Origin of the sequence: Prosthecobacter vanneervenii, assembly GCF_014203095.1 — a bacterium.
Lineage (GTDB): Bacteria > Verrucomicrobiota > Verrucomicrobiia > Verrucomicrobiales > Verrucomicrobiaceae > Prosthecobacter > Prosthecobacter vanneervenii.
On sequence record NZ_JACHIG010000012.1, the window covers coordinates 72,935 to 90,771 of the forward strand.

Sequence of the window (17,837 nt, forward strand, 5' to 3'; positions counted from 1 at the left end):
GCCGTTTTCATCGTTTTGCTTTGGGCTTTGCGCCTGTCAGATCTCGTGCGGCTTCTTCCATGTGGTGCTTCATCGCCACAGCCGCAGCATCGGCATCATGCGCTGCCACAGCATTGAGGATGGCGGCGTGATGATCGATGGCACGCTGCCTGCCCACATTGCCAATGGTGACACGGCGGCTTTCACGCCCCAGATCGGCCAGTGATTCCAGCATGAGCTTCAGGATCTCGTTTCCGCCGATGCGCGCCAGCGTGCGGTGAAAATCGATGTCCGCCTCCACCTCGTCATCATGCGTCTCAGCCGCCACCAGGCGCTCATGCACGATGCGCAGCTGCTTCACATCGGCGGCTTTGGCCTTCAACGCCGCTTGTCGTGCGATCTCCGGCTCGATCGCCGCGCGGGCCTCGATCAACTGGCGCAGTCTCTCGGCCGCCTCAGGCAGTAGAATGGCCACCGAGCTGCTCAGCGGTTTGTGCAGCCGGTTCACCGCCCGGATACCACTGCCATGGCGGATCTCCAGCAGCCCCTGCAGTTCCAGACGCTTGGTGGCCTCACGCAGCACTGTACGACTCACGCCCAGGCTCTCGGCCATCTGGCGCTCCGGCGGCAGCTTGCCATCACCGGCTTCGGCCTCATCCCGAAGCTGAAGCGCCAGACGAGAGCAGACCTGCTCCACGAGCGACGGGGCGGATTTGAGCGGGGAAATAATCATGCGATTGGTAGGAGGTCATACCAATTACGAAGATTTCAATTCATTCTTTCAGGCCAGATTTTCCATAGCCCTGCTTTCTCGCGCCAACCGCAGTTGAAACTTGAGCCTCCCCTCAATCGCGGGACAATGCCCGGTCCCACCTCCTGCCACGCCGCATGCCATTCCGCGACACTTTGCTCAATCTCGCCATCACCTGTGTGCTGGTGCTGATCATCGTGCTTGTGGCCATCCTCATGAAGGAAAACCACCCGCTGCCACTGCAGACACCTGCCCCCGCAGGGGGCTTGGTGCCGGGAGGGCAGGTGCAGGCAGACCCAGGCCGCGCCCCCCTGCCGGAATTCAGGATCTTCCCGAAAGCCCGCCTCATCGAAAGCCGTGCCAATGAGGCCGACACGCTGCGCGTCAAGCTGAGCGACACCGAGGACGAGCACATCTTTGTGCTCTACTATGTGGATGCGCTGGATGCCTCCCTGACGCACCCTCAACGCGTGCAGGACCAGGCGCGCTACTTTGGCGTGAGCAGCCAGCGGATCATCGAGGAAGGTCAGCGCGCCACGCAGTATGTGACTCAGCTGCTCAAAGACCACCCTTTCACCGTGATGACACGCTGGGAAGAAGTGCCCGGACTCAGCCGCTATTACGCCCTGATCCTGGTGGAGGTCAGGCCCGGCAAAAAAGTGTATCTGGCCGACCTGCTGGTGCAGAACGGCTACGCCAGGTTGGGCGGCGTGACCTCCAGCCTTCCTGGAGACGCACGCTCCATCAATGACTATGCACTCGAGCTGCAGGTGCTGCGCAGACTGGCACAGCAGAACAAAGCGGGCATTTGGGCAGCATCCAAGCTTTAAAGCCAGGGCCGCACCGGCTAAAATTCTGGCATTGATGTATCATCATACGTTGATACGATGATTCCACCTTGGCTTCCGTACTCAAATCCCTCAGCCTCATTGCCGACCCCACGCGGGTACGGCTCCTTTTGCTGCTCAAGCAGGAGGAGCTGAGTGTGGCGGAGCTGCAGGAGGTGCTGTCCCTACCCCAGTCCAATATCTCAGCCCAGCTGGCCAAACTGAAGACCGCCGGGCTGGTAAGTGACCGCCGCAGCGGCAAGAACCGCCTCTACCAGCTGGATCAGCCAGGCACCAAGGACCAGCCCACCCACGAGCATTTTCTCGCCCTGCTGGAGGCCGCAGGTGCTGAGCTGCGCGAGGTGGCCAAGGATGCCGACGCACTGCAAATCGTGCTGCGCAAACGAGCGCAGACAGCCAAGGCCTACTTTGACGCGCTGGCAGGAAAATTTGGCCGCCACTACATTCCCGGCCGTTCATGGAAGGGTCTGGGCGAGACGCTGCTCAAGCTTATGCCGCCGCTGGTCATCGCCGATCTCGGCGCAGGCGAGGGCACACTCTCCCAACTGCTGGCCGAGCGGGCCAAAAAAGTCATCGCCGTGGACAGCAGCGAAAAGATGGTGTCCTACGGTGCTGAGCTGGCGCAGAAGCATGGGTTCACCAACCTCGAATTCCGTCTCGGCGACATCGAAGCACCGCCCATCCCGCCGCTGAGCGTGGACCTCGTCTTTCTCAGCCAGGCGCTGCATCATGCGCAGAATCCAGAAAAGGCCCTGAAGGCCGCCTTCAGTATTCTGCGCCCGGGCGGACGCATTGCGGTGCTGGACCTGCTGAAGCACCAGTTTGAGCAGGCGCGCGAGCTGTATGCCGATGTCTGGCTGGGCTTTTCCGAAAGCGATCTGCATGACATGCTGACCAAGGCTGGGTTCAAAAAAATCGAGACCAGCGTGGTGCACCGCGAGAACAAAAGCCCGCATTTTCAGACCGTGCTGGCACTCGCTGAAAAGGAAAACCGACTCACTGCTTCGGGGCACTGGATGGGGTCTTAACGCGCGGTGCAGGCATGGTCATGCCATTTTGAAAAAGTGTCAGTCCATTGATCTGTTTGTCGTCATCGCGCGTGAAAACCAGCGCCGCCGCCACCACATCGTATTCAAAGCGGTCAGGCATGGTTTCAAAGACCGGCAATTCGGGCTGGCCCTCCAGCTTCGCAAAGAGTGTGTATCCGCGCACGCAGATGGTCACCTTTCGCAGTCCCATCAGCGAATACTCGCCAGCATAAGGTTGCAGCGCCTTGGCAGAACGCAGCTTGTAATCCGGCGGAGGGGTGGCGCTGACCTTTGCGGTGATCTCATTGCCGTTTTGAAACAACGTCAGCGAGTGAATGACTCCCTCGCGCCGGTTAAAGGCAACCTCCGCCGCCACTTCCTTCATAAAAAAACGGTCTGGTGCCTTGGCAAAAAGCCGCAGAAACACCTGTCCGGTCAGCTTGACGAACAGACGGCCATCCTGGAGCTTCACGATGAAGCGCGAGTCGCGGTCGAGATCATACAGACCAGGGAACTGCTTCATCATCTCCGCAGAAAGGGTGATCTCTTTCTGGGTCGCAGGATCGACCGGTTTGACCGTGGATGTGCCAGCGATCACCTCGCTGCCAGCGAGGGTATTGTTGTTGATCAAGACGACACGTACGATCCCCTTGGCAGGGATCACCTGCAGCCCGGAGCAGAACCCTCCGGTGCCACCGTCATGGTGCAGGGTGGCATCGCCGTCAAACTTCCCCAGCAGCACGCCCAGGCCAATCTGCCCTCCCATGGAAGCTGCGTCAGCCTGCGGCCGCAGAGCCAGCGTGAATGCCTCCTTCAGCGGAGTTTGATCAGGATGGAGCAACGCCTCTCCAAATGTCATCAAATCAGCCGCCGTGCTGCGAAGGGCTCCGCAGCCTGCCAAGGCGTCCATATGCCAGGGCTTGGCCTCCTTGCCGCCATCATGCGGTGTAGCCAGCCGCTGCTTGGATTCAGGATATAGGGCTGTGTCTTTCATTACCAGCGGCTGGCAAATTTTTTCCACCACCACCTTATCCCATGACTTTTGATAAAGCCCTCCCAGTAGATGCCCGAGCAGACCCACGCCGAGATTTGAATAGCTGAAGGAGAAAGGGCTTTCTCCATCCAATCTTGCGGTGGCGAGATAATTCCACAGGAGTTTCTCATCATAGTTTGCGTAAGGATCTTCCTCCACTGCACCGGCGATGGCATTGTCCGGCAGGCATGGCAGGCCGCTGGTGTGGGTGGCCAGTTGCTTGAGAGTGATGGCTGCCACACGCGGATCGGCAAATTTCACTTTTTCCTCCAGCAGACTGCCGATCGTGGTCTCCAGTGTCACTTTTTTATCCACCACCGCCTGTGCCAGCAGCAGTCCGGTGAAGACCTTGGAGATCGAACCGATCTCAAACACGATTTTTTCAGGCTTCGTGTCTCCAGTTTCAGGAGCCTGGCCCACCATGGCATAGCTCACTTGGTCGCCGAGGCGCTCGCCAGTCACGATGCAGCCCGACGGCAAAAGCTTGGCCTTGCGCGCAGCGGCCTCTGCCAGAGCGCCCGCATGGGCGGAATGAGCCGCGATCAGCAAACCCGACAGCATCCGGAAAAGATTTTTCATTATCCCGAGGCTACAAAACTCCGCCGGAAACAGCAAGGCGTCTCATTGACGCGGCACGCTTTCCCGCCTCCTATGCCCTACAGTGAAAGACACCCTGGAAGACATCGAAAACTTCGTCATCGACGTGGTGATCAACAATCGCCGAGGCATCCGTGCATCATTGCTGCGCGTCGTGTTCCGGGGGCTTTCGGGCATTTACTCCGCTGCCGTGCGCACGCGGCTTTATTTGTACCGCCACCGCTACATTCATGATCATCATCTGGGCGTGCCAGTCATCAGCGTGGGGAACCTCACCACCGGCGGCACTGGAAAAACTCCCGTGGTGGAGATGCTGTCAAAGGCCCTGCACGAACGCGGCCGCCGCGTGTGCATCCTCAGCCGTGGCTACAAGAGCAAGCGGCAGAAAAAGCTGCCCTTCACAAAAAAACTGGCCGCGCGGCTGGGCTTCATTCCCAAGCCTGCGGAGCCCCCGCCGCGCATTGTCTCTGATGGTGAAAAAGTGCTGCTGGACTCCCACAATGCCGGGGACGAGCCTTTCATGCTGGCCAAGAACTGCACCGGCATTCCGGTCGTGGTGGATAAAAACCGCGTGAAGGCCGGCGCCTTTGCCATCCAGCATTTTGGCGCGGACGTGCTCGTGCTGGATGACGGCCTGCAGTACCTCAAGCTCAAGCACCGGCATGACATCGTGCTGATCGACAAAACTGCCGTCTTCGGGGTCAACGGCCACATGCTGCCGCGCGGCACGCTGCGTGAGCCGCCGCGCAGCCTGCGCCGTGCCAGCTACATTTTCATCACCAAGTCCGATGGCGACAGCGAGGATGTGGTGAAGCAGATCCGCCGCTATAATCGAGCAGCTGAAATCATCGAGTGCCGACATCGAGCGATGCACTTTGAAAATATTCATACCGGCGAACGCATCCCCATTGACGGCCTGCGGGACAAGTTTGTCGGTGCGCTATCAGGCATTGCCGTGCCGGAGAGCTTTGAGAACGGCCTGCGCAGACTCGGTGCCAAAGTGGAGGTCATCGCACGCTTCGCGGACCATCACCGTTTTCGCGGACCAGAGCTGAAAAATTTCATCGAGCGCTGCGTGCGACGCGATGTGCACTGCATGGTCACCACGGAGAAGGATTTTGTGCGCTTTCCCAAGCTGCCCGTGGCCGACATCCCTTTCTATTTCATGCGCGTCGAAATCGAGATCATCCGCGGCCGCGACATCTTTGACAAAATGGTGCGCCTGATAGCCGAACCGCGCCGTGTGCCGGCAGGGGTGCTTCCGGCAGATTTCATGGAGGCATCCTGATGAGTGCTGAAAATCCAGCCATGGCCGCCTTGCACCTGCACAAGGTGACGACCTCTGGTGCTGCAACTGTGGTGGATGATGTGACCGCACGCGAGGAGCCGCTGGAGATCCGCGTGGAGGGCCGCTCTGTGGCGGTGGTGATGCGTACTCCGGGGCACGACGAGGAGCTGGCCTGCGGCTTTCTCGTGAGCGAGGGCGTGGTGAAAAATCCGCGCGACATCCTGGAGGTCTCCCAATGCCCCAGCGTGAACAACAAGCATGGCAACATCGTGGATGTGCTGCTGGGCGGTGCGGTGGTGAACTGGGACTCGCTCACGCGCCATGTCTTCAGCGCCTCCAGCTGCGGACTTTGTGGCAAGAGCAGCATCGAAAGCGTGTTTCAGCAGTTTCCCTCCGTGAAAGGAAACTGGCAGGTGGAACCACAACTCATCGCCAGCCTGCCCGACAAGTTGCGTGCGGCTCAGGAAACTTTTTCAAAAACCGGCGGTCTACATGCCAGCGGCCTCTTTGATCTGGAGGGTAATCTCATTGTGCTGCGCGAGGATGTGGGCCGCCACAATGCGCTGGACAAGATCCTTGGCTACGCGCTGCAGCGTGGCCTGCTGCCGCTGGACCGCCACATTCTGCTGGTGAGCGGGCGTGTATCGTTTGAGATCATCCAAAAGGCGCTGGCCGCAGGCATCCCACTGCTGGCGGCCATCTCCGCCCCAAGCAGCCTGGCCGTGAATTTCGCCCACGAAGCGGGTCAGACGCTGGTGGGCTTTCTGCGCGGAGAAACCATGAATGTTTACACGCATCCGCAGCGTGTGAAGATGTCACCATGAAACAGGTACAGCTTGTTGTCTTCATCATCTGGGGGGCTTTGTGCAGTTCCCTCGTGCTTTATGCCGTGATGCTGAGCTCGATGACCTTTGCGCCGTCTCAAAGCGCCCCAAGCGCCATGGGCCAGATCATAGCCCTCATAGCAGTCAGCGCCATGGCACTGAGCTTCCTCATGCGCAGGCTTCTGCTGGGTGGCTTCACCACTGGCGCGCTCGGTCTGGACGGTCCGCAGCAGCGCGGACGCTTCATCGCGGGTCACATCGTGGTCTTTGCCCTGAGCGAGGGCATCGGTGTGCTGGGATTTGTGAACGGCATTCTCTCCAACGGACAGGGCGATGCCTGGCTGCCCTACATCGGCCTCTCGCTGGCTCTCATGCTGCTGCACATTCCGCTGCCATCTCGTTTCAAACCCGCTGCATGAACGGCTACTTTGACCACAATGCCACCACCCCAATGCACCCGGCCGCACGTGAGGCATGGCTGCGAGCGAGCGAGAGGCACTGGCACAACCCGTCGAGCCTCTACCGCGATGCCGGCATGGCCAGCCAGCAGCTGGAATCGGCGCGCGAACGGCTGGGCACGCTGATCGGCGCGGAGGCCGAGCGCATCGTCTTCACCTCAGGGGCCACGGAGTCCAACAACGCACTCTTTGCCACCCTGCCGCTCGACGCACACGTGATCATCTCCGCCATCGAACACCCAAGCGTGCATGAAGCTGCGCGTGGCCGTAACGTGGTGGAACTTCCGGTAAATACCGACGGCGTAGTGGAACCCGATACCCTGAGGAGCCACCTCTCCACCCACCGCCCCGCGCTCGTTTCAGTGATGGCCGCCAACAATGAAAGCGGGGCGCTGCAGCCCTGGCAGGAGCTAGCCGCACTCTGCCGCGAGCAGGGTGTGCTCTTTCATACCGATGCCGCACAGTGGCTCGGCAAGCTCGACTCCGCTGATCTCGGCATCTGCGATTACATCACCGGCAGCGCACATAAATTTGGCGGCGGCAAAGGCTGTGGATTCCTCGTGCTGCCGCAGGAGGATTCACGCCTGGGCTTCATCCGTGGCGGCCCGCAGGAGCATGGGCGGCGCGCAGGCACGGAAAACTATCCTGCGGTGGAGGCCATGGTCACTGCGCTGGAGACGTTCACTCCTCGTTTGAGTGAGGTCGCAAAGACGCAGAGTAGTCTGCGCGAAGCCTTCATCGCATCGCTGCGCGCACGCTTTGACTCCCTGCGGGTGATCAGCGAATCCGCCCCCCGTCTTTGGAACACCGTGCTGATGGTGATGCCGGAGCATGACAACCTGAAATGGCTCACAAGGCTCTCAAGACGCGGCTTCAGCATCTCCACCGGCTCGGCCTGCAGCTCTGGCAAGGAGGGCTCCTCAGTGGTGGTCACGGCACTGGGCGCAGATGCCGCAGAACTCAGACGCGTGGTGCGCATCAGCAGCGGCTGGGACAGCACGGCGGAAGACTGGCAGGCACTTGCTGCGGCCTTCTTCGAAGTGCATGAGGAGCTAAACCGTGGCGGCAGGCCGCAGTAGGCGGGCTCACATGCCCGGCTTTGGCCTGATCATAAGCACCAGCACAAGGGAGAGAACGCAGACCATCGCGAAGACACTGAAGATGACATTCAGTGGCACATGCATGTCTGACATTCTGCCAAAGCCCCAATCGGCCAGGCCGCCGCACATCATGCTGACGAAATTCATGAGGCCATAGCCGGTGGCGCGCAGGTGCGGGCGCACGATCTGGCTGAGGATGGGCATGTTGTTGCAGTCAAAGAAACCCCAGCCCACGCCAAAGAGGACGAGTGCGGCGATGGCCAGCGCGAAGGAATTCAGCGCAGGTGCATTGCCCACACCAAACATGGCCGGAATGATGAGCATCATGCCAATGGCGCTGACGTAAATACGGCCACGGTGACTGCGACGCATCCAGCGATCCGTCAGCCAGCCACCAATGACTGCCGAGAGAAGCGCCGCCCCTTGCCAATAGAGTGCGGCGGACACACCCGCCTTCCCTTGGCTGATATTGAATGCTTGCTGCAGAATGGCGGGCATCCAATCCCGCACCACCCAAGCGGCAAGAGCCGGCAGGGTGAAATAGTACACGAGCAGGACGAAATTGCGATTCAACAGCAGCTCTTTGAGATTCCCCAACACACTGCGTGGCCCCCAAATGGCTGCTATAGCAATGAACAAAACAACTGGAACAGCCCAGCCATGAAGCAGAACGATGCAAATCAAAAGCATTGTTCCTCCTAGGACCAGCAAGAGGAACAGCAGAAGCCAGTCAAACTTGACCAATTCGGTGGCACCATTGGTCTTGGGCGCTTCCGAAGTCGCCTCAGATTGGAACGGCGCATCGCGCAGCAGAAGAAGCAGCGGGATGGCGTAAAGCACGCCCGCGAGTCCGGTGAAGTCGAACATGAAACGCCAGCCGAGGGCCGGGGCATCGGCCACAAATCCGGCAAAACCGCCTGCCATCACACCACAGTAGATGCCCATCTGATGCACCCCGATGGCGCGGGAACGCGTGCCGCCGATGTGATAGTCCGCGATCAAGGCCAGCGCTGCCGGAATGTAGAACGCCTCGCTGATGCCCATGAGCGTACGCGCCCAGTACAACTCATTGAAGGTGCCCACATGCCCCGTCATCCAGGTGATGAGAGACCACACAAACAAGCTGCCGCAGATCGTATACTTACGGCTGAAGCGGTCCGCAATGTATCCGCCGATGGGACTGCAGATGGAATACACCCATTTGAACGAGGCCAGCATATGCCCCCAGTTTTCCTCGGTGCCAATGTCTTTGATCTCCCCCATCACGGAGACTTTCATGGAGGCGATCATCTGGCGGTCCAGGTAGTTCAGCAGCGCCACAGGAAAAAGCAGCCCCACGATCAGCCATGCACGGCGCATGACAGGTGATGAGGTGCCAGCTTGAGTTGGGGACAAAGACATCCGCCCATTAACCACAGGGCTGTGCGTGCGGAAAGCCTGAATTCATGCTTCACCTTGACCCGAGCATGACTTGGAGTGCACGAGCCGGCCCTCATGCCCGTCACAACCAATTTCCGCCGGGCTAATTCGGTATGCGGCGCTCGTTGCGACGCCCAGCCCAACCCACCACCCCTCTTCTGCTATGAAACCTTTCATGCTAAGCCTTTGCCTGCTTTCACTTGCCTCCGCTCCGGCTGAAGAAGTCCGGCTGGAGTGGATGAGCACCGGCATGTACTACAAGGTCCACTACCACTCGCCAACGGTGACCAGATTTCTGCAGGAAAAGCCTGCGGAGATCGTCAAGGTGCCGGAAGGCCTTGTCAGTCCGCAGTATGTCCTTCTGGAAACAGGGCCCAAGAAACAGCGCAAGCTGCTGGGGCTCATTCTGGATCAGCGCTCGCCCAAGGAGGCACACATGTGGCTGGACGCGAACGGAGACGGAGACCTGACCAATGACCCCAAAGTCAAATGGGAGTCTGCGGTGCGTGGCCCAGAAGACAGGAAGATCATTTCATGGCATGGTGAGGCCTCCGTGCAGATCAAATACCCTGACGGCACTCGGGACATGGGCCTGGCATTTTACCGCAACGGCTCCTCATCTGGCCCCGGCCCGCTCATCTATCGCCGTGATTACGGCCGGAGCGGCAAAGTTTCGATCAGTGGTCGGGAAGTGGACATCTACCTCAGTGACGATTCCACCACAGGCGAATTCACTCCGGAGCGATCCAGTCTGTGCATTGACGTGAATGCAGACGGCCGGATCGAAACCAGATCAGAGCTGTTCCAGTTCAGAAAGCCTCTCGTTATCCAAGGTTCAGTGTTTGAGGCCAGGAGTCTTTCTCCTGACGGCTCCCGTTTTGAACTGGTGGCATCCAGCCAGAGTGCGGCCCAGGTGGCGGAGCAGAAGCAAAGCCAGGCATCGGCCCAAATGACAGTTCAGCGCAAGGCGCAGGAGGCGGATCTCGGCAAACCAGCCCCAGCCTTTGAGGCAAAGACACTTGATGGCAAAATGGTGCGCTTTCCTGAAGACTACAAAGGTCGGCTGGTCATGCTGGATTTCTGGGCCACCTGGTGCGGCCCTTGCCTGAATGAAATGCCGGGACTACGAAAGGTGCACGATGAATTTGCTGAGCACGGATTTGCAGTGCTGGGAGTGAGCCTTGACCAGGATGAAACAGCTGCAGGCCTTCCAGAGTTCCTCCAATCCCATGGCATGCGCTGGCCTCAGATCTGTGATGGAAAGGGATGGCAGGCTGATATTGCGCGGCAGTACGGTGTGCGCGGCATCCCCTCCTGCTGGCTCATCGATGGCGACACAGGTCGCATCGTCGCCACTTCAGTGGACCTCCGTGGCGAGGCCCTGCACGGAACAGTGAAACACGCACTGGCAAATCTGGGCAGGGAGATCAAGACCGGAACGCCCTCAGCAGAACCAAAAACAACGTCGGATGCGCCGTCCAGTCCCCTGACTGCGAAGGTGCAAAAACTGGCAGCTGAAGACGGCGTGATCTCCGCCGGGGCTTTCCTTTCTGCTTTGGCACATCCCAAGGCAGACAGCCTGGAGCTGATTCCGCCAGGCAGCACCTCCCTTCGCGGAAGGGAGATCGCCAAGAGGGCTGCGGCAGCCCATCTGCGCGTGGGATGGGTGTATCAATGCACCAAGTGCGACCGCTGGCACACAGCATTGTCAGGGGGCTACGCCATCGCGCCGGACACCGTCGTCACAGCACGCCATGTGGTGGCCCCGCCTGCCTCCATGAAACCAGGCTCGGGCCATCCCGTTGTCGTTCGTGGTGAGCTCGAAGTCTTGAAGATCAGCAGCGTTGTATTTGCAGATGAAGCAGGCGACACCGCCATCCTGCGCGTGGCCGCCAAGGATCTCCAACCACTGCCCCTGAGCCATGATGTGCAGGCAGGCGACACCGCCTACTGCTTCAGCGATCCGCGGGATGTGCTGGGCCATTTCAGCTCCGGGATGGTGAACCGCCTGCATGGACCCGCCATGACGGACACTCCGGCCAGCCCGCTCCAGCAACGCATGGATGTAAGCGCCGACTGGGCGCCGGGCAGCAGCGGCTCCGCCATTCTCGATGAATTTGGCAACGTCATTGGTCATGTGGCGCGGATCCGCCCCCTCTATGGCAATCCGCAAGCGTCACCATCTGGATCGCGAGCCCCTGCCACTGCATTGATGACCCTCAACGAAGCCGTGCCTGCCTCAGTGGTGCTGGCCTTGATTGAAAAGAAAAAATAGTGACCAAGGCCTCCTCCAGACGGTTGCCAATGCAGAGCTGGCTCACGATGCGCCGCCCGGCATTTTCGCTCATGAACACTGGCCGCAATCCCAAGATATGCCGACGAGCAAGATGACCAGCAGAAAGACCTGCACGGCAAAAAGATAGCCCGTATGGGGTGGCAGCACCCAGCAGGTGGATGCCGGCACAAACGGCAGTAAACAGCCGCAGAGAGGGCAATAAGAAGGTGTGGAAAAAGCGCTCAGCCTTCCTCCAGGCGATAGCCGATACCGGGCTCATTCTTGATCTCCAGGGATGAGCCCTCCAGCTTTTTGCGCAAGTGATTGGCATACACGCGCAGGTAGTGGCTCTGCTCTTCTGCCTGCGGTCCCCACACAGCACGCAGCAGCTGCTTCAAAGTGACCACCTTTCCTGCATGCCGCACCAGTTGCGCCAGCAGTGCATATTCGGTGGGAGTGAGCTTGAGCGGCTGCCCATGCAGCGCGGCCTCATGATGCACCGGGTCCAGCACCAGCGGGCCAGCCTTCAAAACAGCATCATCCAGCCCTCCATGCCGCCGCTGGATGGCGCTCAGTCGCGCCATGAGCTCCGCCGTGCTGAAGGGTTTGCACACATAGTCATCCGCACCGGCGTCAAAAGCGGCCAGCTTGACCGACTCCTGGTCACGCACACTCAGAATGAGCACGGGCACGCCGCTCCATTCGCGCAGCCGCTTCAGCACCTCCACGCCGTCCATGTCCGGCAGGCCGAGATCCAGCAGGATGACATCCGGCTTGTGAAAAACAGCCTCCTGCAGCCCAAGCTGTCCCTTGTCCGCCTCCCTCACCGTATAGCCTTTGGACTCCAACGCCATGCGCAACAGACGGCGGATTTGGATTTCGTCATCAATGATGAGGGCGGTCATGGGGAGGTGAAAAGCAAATCTCCAGATTCGCTCATGCCATCTTATCCGCAGGATCGAAAACCGGCACCCGGTTTATTTCGATCACAAATTCCGCACCTCCGCCCGGATGATTCCTTGCGGTGATGTCTCCTCCCTGCGCCTGCACAAAGCCGCGCGCGATGGCCAGCCCCAGCCCAGTGCCACCCACAGGCGAGCCCTGCACACGATAGAATTTTTCAAACACCCGAAGCTCGGTGCCGGCAGGCAACCCGAAACCATGATCGCGAATGACCAACCTGAGCTGCTGGTCACGCAGGGAGATGCTGATTTCGATCCCCGTGCCTGGCGGCGTATAGATAGCGGCATTGTGCAGGATATTGGCCACGGACTGGGTCAGCAACGCATGGTCCAGCTTCAGCAGCGGAAAATCTTCCGGCACATTCAGCCGCACCTCGTGCGCAGACAAGGGTTCGCCCACGGCTTTCCGCGCTGCCGCAATGACATCTCGTACATCGCACCAGTCGAGGTTGGGCTTGAGAACATCGGATTCCAGCCGCGTCATCTGCAGCAAACTGTCCACCACACGCTGCAGGCGCTGTGTGGCAGTGGTGATTTCTGTCAGATACGGGCTGCTTTGCCCCGCCATTCCTTCGAGCGAGGCATTGATCACGGCAATGGGCGTCTTCAGCTCATGCGAGACGCTGTCCAGCAGCGTGCGGTGCAGTTTCTCAGACTGAGCCAGCACCTCGGCATGGCTCACCGCCTGGATGAAGTGCTCCTTCTCCAGCACCAATGCGAGCTGCAATGCAAAGGCCTCGATCATCTGCCGCGTGGCGAAGTCGAGCCGCGTCTCCTGCTCAAACTGGAGGCCCAGGACGCCCATGGTGGCGGTAGCCGTCTGCAGCGGAAACCAGGTGGCCTCGGACTCCGGCAGTGTATCGGTGAAGCGCCCGGCACACTGCTTGTTTTCATAGCTCCAAGCCACCACGCCCCACTCTTTGAGGCTCGGCTGGAAGGTGCTGGCCATATGCACGGCTTTTGGAAGGGAGCGGTCGTTTTCACGCACGATGAGCGCGCTCTGCACGTGCAGCAGTTCATTGATGCTGCGCAGTGCCTCTGCCAGTCCCTTGGCAGGCTCTGCCGCCAGCGCGGCGCTCTGCGTCACACGCAGCAGCGCCCCGGTCTGGCGCGCACGCCTACGCTCAGCCTCCTCACGGGCACGCAGGCGGCTGGTCAGGCTGCCCATGCTCAGCGCCACGATGAAGAACATGATGAACATGACCCAGTCCTCCGCCTTGTTGATGAGAAAAGTGAACTGGGGCGGAATGAACAGATAGTCCCAGCAAAGCGCGCTGATCGTGGCCATGACGAGCACGGGCCCGCGGCTGAGTCGCATGGCCGCCAGCACCACGCCCAGCAAAAACACCAGCGCCACAAACATGTAGCCCGTATAGGGAACCACACCCCAGCAAAGGCTGGCAATGGTAAAGACAGCCACCAGCGCCCAGCTGTATTCGCCGATGACGGAAGCGGAATCCGCGTCCTGCAAAACAGCCGACGTGCTCTTCTCCGCAGCCGCCAGCGGCCGCACGACGCAGACGTCGATGTCACCGCTGCCTATGATGATTTGATCCGCCAGCGACTGCCGCCACCACGAGGGCTTGTCGGGCTTGCCCACCACGATCTGTGAGACATTGCGCTCCCGAGCCACCTGCAGCAGTGCTTCAGAGATATTCTCTCCGGTCACGGACACGACTTCGCCACCCAGCTTGCGCGCCAGTCCGAGCGCACGCGTCAGCCGCTCCTGCTCCACCGGCGTGAGCACGCGGGAGGTCTCCACCCATGCTACGATCCACGGGCAGTTCAGCCGTGTGGCGGCACGGCGCGTCCAGCGAATGAGGCTTTCGGCATACGGGCTGGGGCCCACGCCCACGAGCAGACGCGCATTTGTTTTCCACGCGCTGCTGACACGTCTGGCGCGCCGGATGTCTTCAAGGTTGCGGTCGACCTGCTCGGCGGTGAAGCGCAATGCCAGCTCGCGCAGCGCAGTGAGGTTTCCCTCCTTGAAGAAGCCGCTCACGGCCTGCTCGGCACGCTCGCCGAGGTACACTTTGCCATCTGCCATGCGCTCCAGCAGCTTTTCTACGCTGAGATCGATGAGCTGGATCTCATGCGCGCGATCCAGGATGGAATCCGGCACCGTCTCCTGAATTGTGACCCCGCTGATCTGCCGCACGATGTCCACCTGGCTGTCGATGTGCTGGACATTGAGCGTGGTGTACACATCGATGCCCGTGTCGATGAGCTCCAGCACATCCTGGTAGCGCTTGGCATGGCGGGAGCCAGGGGCGTTCGTATGCGCCAGCTCATCCACCAGCACGAGCTGAGGCCGCTGCGCCAGCACGGCGTCGATGTCAAACTCCTCCAGAGTAAAGCCACGGTGCTCCAGCTTCCGGCGTGGCAGGACCTGCATGTCGTCCAGCAGCGCCGCCGTCTCCGATCTGCCGTGCGTTTCCACGATGCCGACCAACACCTCCACCCCTTCTTTCACACGCTGCCTCGCGGTCTGCAGCATGGCGTAGGTCTTGCCCACTCCTGGGCACATGCCGAGAAAGATGTGCAGCTTGCCGGATTTGGCCACGGCATCCGAACGCTGCACCTGCGCCAGCAGAGCATCGGGGTCGGGGCGTGTGTCGTCGTTCATGACCTCGGGGATTACTTCAAAGCATCAAGGCTCAGATTCAACTTTAATACGTTCACTCCGGCATCGCCGAAGATGCCAAGATCAGGCTTGGCGGTATTTGCCGCGACCAGTTCCTTCACTTTCTCCACGCTGAGACTGCGCGCCTTGGCCACACGGACGGCCTGCAGCACCGCATTCTTCACGCTGATGTGCGGATCGAGGCCGCTGCCTGAAGCGGTGACGGCATCCGCAGGCACAGCCTCTTTGTCGCTGAAACCGTTTTCAGTGCGATACGCCGTGATGCGCTCCTTCAACGCATCATTCAGCTTTTGTGAGGTAGGGCCCAGATTGCTGCCACTGGAACTGGTGGCGTCATAGCCCATGCCCGCAGCGCTGGGGCGCGGGTGAAAGTACTGAGCGCCGGAGAAGTTCTGCCCCAAGAGCGAGGAGCCGCGCACGACGCCGTCTTTGTCGGTGATTAGGCTGCCGTGGGCTTTGCTCTTGAACGCAGCCTGGGAAATGCCGGTGACAACGAGGGGATACACACCGCAGGTGACCGCTGCAAGCACGAGCGTGGCGGAGATGGCAGGACGGAGTTCTGAAAAGAGAGCTTTCATGGGATTAAGCGAGATGAAGGGTGGCAACGATGACATCAATGGCCTTGATGCCGATGAAGGGAACGACGACACCGCCGAAGCCGTAGATGAGCAGATTCCGCTGGAGCACGGCGGCAGCGCCCATGGGGCGATAGGGCACCCCTTTCAGCGCCAGCGGGATGAGGGCGATGATGATGAGCGCATTGAAGATGACGGCGCTCAGGATGGCGCTCTGCGGGCTGGCCAGGCCCATGATGTTCAGCGGGCTGATGGCCGGAAAGGTGGCCATGAGCATGGCCGGAATGATGGCGAAGTATTTCGCGATATCGTTGGCAATGCTGAAGGTGGTGAGCGAGCCGCGCGTCATGAGCAGCTGCTTCCCGATCTCGACGATCTCGATGAGCTTCGTGGGATTGCTGTCGAGATCGACCATGTTGCCCGCTTCACGCGCGGCCTGCGTGCCAGTGTTCATGGCCACGCCCACGTCGGCCTGGGCCAGGGCGGGAGCGTCGTTGGTGCCGTCTCCAGTCATGGCCACGAGGTGCCCCTCCGACTGTTCGGCACGGATGCGGCGTAACTTGTCCTCGGGCGTGGCCTGGGCCATGAAGTCATCCACCCCCGCCTCGGCGGCGATGGCGGCGGCGGTCATCGGATTGTCTCCTGTGATCATGACGGTGCGGATGCCCATTTTGCGCAACTGGGCAAAGCGCTCCTTGATGCCGCCCTTCACCACGTCCTTGAGTTCCACCACGCCGAGCACCTTGTTTCCGTCACACACCACGAGCGGAGTGCGTCCCGCACGAGAGGCGGTTTCAACAGTCTTGGCAATTTCAGGCGGATACACGCCGCCCTGAGACTCGACATGATTTTTGATCGAATCCGCCGCGCCTTTGCGAATGCTGCGACCGTCCAGGTCCACACCACTCATGCGAGTCTGTGCAGTGAAGGGGATGAAGGTGGCATGCGGTGCGGCGAGCTCGCGGCCGCGCAGGTTGAACTTGTCCTTGGCCAGCACCACGATGCTGCGGCCTTCTGGCGTCTCATCTGCAAGGGAGGCCAGCTGCGCGGCATCGGCCAGCTGCTGCTCCGTGATGCCAGGCGCAGGGCGAAAATCTGACGCCATGCGATTGCCGATGGTGATGGTGCCTGTCTTGTCCAGCAGCAGCACGTCGATGTCTCCCGCAGCCTCCACGGCACGGCCGCTGGTGGCCATGACATTGCGGCGAATGAGGCGGTCGATACCGCTGATCCCAATGGCGCTGAGCAGGCCGCCGATGGTGGTGGGGATCAGGCACACGAGCAGCGCAATGAGCACCGGCGTGGAGAATTCCACCGCCGAGTAGATGCCGAACGGACGCAGCGTGATGCACACAAGCAGAAAGATGAGCGTCATGGCGGAAAGCAGGATCGTGAGCGCGATCTCGTTCGGCGTCTTCTGGCGCTGTGCGCCTTCCACCATCGAGATCATGCGGTCGATGAAGGTGTTTCCCTTCTCCGAGGTGATGCGGATGACGATGCGGTCGCTGATGACGCGCGTGCCGCCTGTCACGGCGCTTCGGTCACCGCCGCTTTCGCGGATGACGGGAGCGGACTCGCCGGTGATGGCAGCCTCATCGACGCTGGCGATGCCTTCAATGACTTCGCCATCGGCGGGAATGACATCGCCGGTCTCACAAACGACGAGGTCGCCTTTTTCCAACATGGGAGCGGGTGTCTGCATCTCGATGCCATTTTTCAGTTTGCGAGCAATGGTGTCTTTTCTTGCGGCACGCAGGCTGGCCGCCTGCGCCTTGCCACGACCTTCCGCCACGGCTTCGGCGTAGTTGGCAAACAGCACGGTGAACCACAGCCAGATGCTGAGTTGGGTGATGAAGCCGTGGTCGGCCTTGCTGGTGAAAATGCTCACGGTAGTGAGGACCGCACCCACGAGCGTGACAAACATGACGGGATTTTTCACCATCAGGCGCGGGTCCAGCTTCTGCAGCGCCCCGCCGACAGCGGGGACGAGGATAGAGGCATCAAAGAGAGAGGTGGGTTTGTGTGACATGGGGGTAGGGCCTTGGGCCTTTTGAGT

At 60.4% G+C, this 17,837-nt stretch carries 14 protein-coding genes; 7 read left to right on the forward strand and 7 right to left on the reverse strand.

What is annotated here, in order from left to right; translation table 11 throughout:
• Positions 1 to 7: 7 nt before the first annotated feature.
• Positions 8 to 712, reverse strand: a complete 705-nt coding sequence (locus HNQ65_RS22125; protein ID WP_184343141.1) for a FadR/GntR family transcriptional regulator — start codon at positions 710 to 712, stop codon at positions 8 to 10.
• Positions 713 to 867: 155 nt separating this feature from the next.
• On the opposite strand from HNQ65_RS22125, the gene HNQ65_RS22130 reads away from it, so the two are divergent.
• Positions 868 to 1,560 carry a hypothetical protein gene (locus tag HNQ65_RS22130; protein ID WP_184343143.1) on the forward strand — a complete coding sequence of 231 codons (693 nt, stop codon included), beginning with the start codon at positions 868 to 870 and terminating at the stop codon, positions 1,558 to 1,560.
• A 68-nt stretch (positions 1,561 to 1,628) separates the two neighbouring features.
• Positions 1,629 to 2,606 (forward strand): ArsR/SmtB family transcription factor, encoded by a 978-nt coding sequence (locus tag HNQ65_RS22135; RefSeq protein WP_184343145.1) that lies wholly within the window; start codon positions 1,629 to 1,631, stop codon positions 2,604 to 2,606.
• On the opposite strand, the gene HNQ65_RS22140 is transcribed toward HNQ65_RS22135, so the two are convergent.
• On the reverse strand, positions 2,575 to 4,218 hold the full coding sequence (locus tag HNQ65_RS22140) for a serine hydrolase (protein WP_184343147.1): 1,644 nt from the start codon (positions 4,216 to 4,218) through the stop codon (positions 2,575 to 2,577). The two genes, HNQ65_RS22135 and HNQ65_RS22140, sit on opposite strands and share 32 nt — an antisense overlap.
• Before the next feature lie 82 nt (positions 4,219 to 4,300).
• Between HNQ65_RS22140 and lpxK the strand changes: the two genes are divergently transcribed.
• From lpxK to HNQ65_RS22160, 4 genes are read left to right on the forward strand one after another with little or no spacing between them, the layout of a single operon-like run.
• A complete protein-coding gene (lpxK, locus tag HNQ65_RS22145; protein ID WP_184343149.1) occupies positions 4,301 to 5,524 on the forward strand; it encodes a tetraacyldisaccharide 4'-kinase in 1,224 nt (407 codons plus the stop codon).
• Between the two features lie 20 nt (positions 5,525 to 5,544).
• The gene (fdhD, locus tag HNQ65_RS22150; RefSeq protein WP_184343151.1) at positions 5,545 to 6,348 is read left to right on the forward strand and encodes a formate dehydrogenase accessory sulfurtransferase FdhD; all 804 of its coding nucleotides are present in this window, start codon (positions 5,545 to 5,547) and stop codon (positions 6,346 to 6,348) included.
• Positions 6,345 to 6,767, forward strand: coding sequence for a hypothetical protein (locus HNQ65_RS22155; RefSeq protein ID WP_184343153.1), 423 nt, complete (start codon positions 6,345 to 6,347; stop codon positions 6,765 to 6,767). The genes fdhD and HNQ65_RS22155 overlap by 4 nt, the downstream gene beginning before the upstream one ends.
• A complete protein-coding gene (locus HNQ65_RS22160) occupies positions 6,764 to 7,885 on the forward strand; it encodes a cysteine desulfurase family protein (protein ID WP_184343155.1) in 1,122 nt (373 codons plus the stop codon). The genes HNQ65_RS22155 and HNQ65_RS22160 overlap by 4 nt, the downstream gene beginning before the upstream one ends.
• 6 nt (positions 7,886 to 7,891) lie before the next feature.
• On the opposite strand, the gene HNQ65_RS22165 is transcribed toward HNQ65_RS22160, so the two are convergent.
• On the reverse strand, positions 7,892 to 9,265 hold the full coding sequence (locus HNQ65_RS22165; protein WP_184343157.1) for an MFS transporter: 1,374 nt from the start codon (positions 9,263 to 9,265) through the stop codon (positions 7,892 to 7,894).
• Positions 9,266 to 9,488: 223 nt separating this feature from the next.
• Between HNQ65_RS22165 and HNQ65_RS22170 the strand changes: the two genes are divergently transcribed.
• Complete coding sequence (locus HNQ65_RS22170) at positions 9,489 to 11,600, forward strand: redoxin domain-containing protein (RefSeq protein WP_184343159.1); 2,112 nt, start codon at positions 9,489 to 9,491, stop codon at positions 11,598 to 11,600.
• Between the two features lie 242 nt (positions 11,601 to 11,842).
• Here HNQ65_RS22170 and HNQ65_RS22175 read toward each other — a convergent pair whose 3' ends face one another.
• The 4 genes from HNQ65_RS22175 to kdpB are packed head-to-tail and all read right to left on the reverse strand — an operon-like array spanning position 11,843 to position 17,810.
• Entirely contained in the window at positions 11,843 to 12,505 is a 663-nt protein-coding gene (locus HNQ65_RS22175) for a response regulator (protein WP_184343161.1), read from the reverse strand.
• A 31-nt stretch (positions 12,506 to 12,536) separates the two neighbouring features.
• Entirely contained in the window at positions 12,537 to 15,188 is a 2,652-nt protein-coding gene (locus HNQ65_RS22180) for a sensor histidine kinase (RefSeq protein WP_184343163.1), read from the reverse strand.
• Positions 15,189 to 15,199: 11 nt separating this feature from the next.
• Entirely contained in the window at positions 15,200 to 15,784 is a 585-nt protein-coding gene (gene kdpC / locus HNQ65_RS22185; RefSeq protein WP_184343165.1) for a K(+)-transporting ATPase subunit C, read from the reverse strand.
• 4 nt (positions 15,785 to 15,788) lie between these two features.
• Entirely contained in the window at positions 15,789 to 17,810 is a 2,022-nt protein-coding gene (gene kdpB / locus HNQ65_RS22190) for a potassium-transporting ATPase subunit KdpB (protein WP_184343167.1), read from the reverse strand.
• Between the last annotated feature and the right edge of the window lie 27 nt (positions 17,811 to 17,837).